The organism is Vibrio sp. 1562, assembly GCF_033340155.1.
Taxonomy (GTDB): Bacteria; Pseudomonadota; Gammaproteobacteria; order Enterobacterales; family Vibrionaceae; genus Vibrio; species Vibrio alginolyticus.
In genome coordinates, this window is the sequence record NZ_JAWOVY010000465.1 from 1 (window position 1) to 635 (window position 635).

The 635-nt window shown below is 49.3% G+C and carries 1 protein-coding gene; it reads left to right on the forward strand.

Features of this window, described 5'->3' with window-relative positions; translation table 11 throughout:
* Position 1: 1 nt before the first annotated feature.
* A partial coding sequence (locus tag R7Z49_RS25845; protein WP_318112522.1) for a ferredoxin--NADP reductase occupies positions 2–635 on the forward strand: 634 nt, incomplete at its 3' end.

Sequence of the window (635 nt, forward strand, 5' to 3'; positions counted from 1 at the left end):
GCTGAAAGGTTTCAATCTAGCCAAGGTGGAAAAACGCATTGACTGGACTGGCGAGCTGTTCAGTTTAAGGGTCTCAGGCGCGCCTCTTACCTTTAAAGCCGGCCAGTTCACCAAGCTTGCTTTGCTAGATGATGAGGGCAAGCCTATCAGCCGTGCTTACTCTGTGGTTAATGCGCCAAGCGAGCAACACGAGTGGCTCGAATTCCTCATTGTGGCAGATCCTCAAGGGCAACTTTCTCCAAGGTTGCAAAAGCTAAAAGCGGGTGACCCGATTTATGTGGGTGAAACCGCGCATGGCGATCTCATTCACGACACCATTCCTAAGCAAGCGAGTGATCTATGGTTGCTTTCGACGGGGACTGGCATTGGCCCGTTTCTATCTTTGCTGGATGACATTAACCTGCTTCCTCACAATGATCGTATCGTGCTGGTGCATGGTGTTCGCTACGAAAAAGATTTGGTCTACAAATACCTGATTGAGCATCTTCAATTCCGATATGAAGGACGCTTAAAGTACGTGCCAATCGTGAGTCGTGAATCGTCACTCGGAAAACTGCAAGGTCGAATCCCAGAGTTGATTGCGTCTGGTGAGCTTGCCAATAAAGTGGATGTGCCTTTCTCTCCGCAAAGCAGCT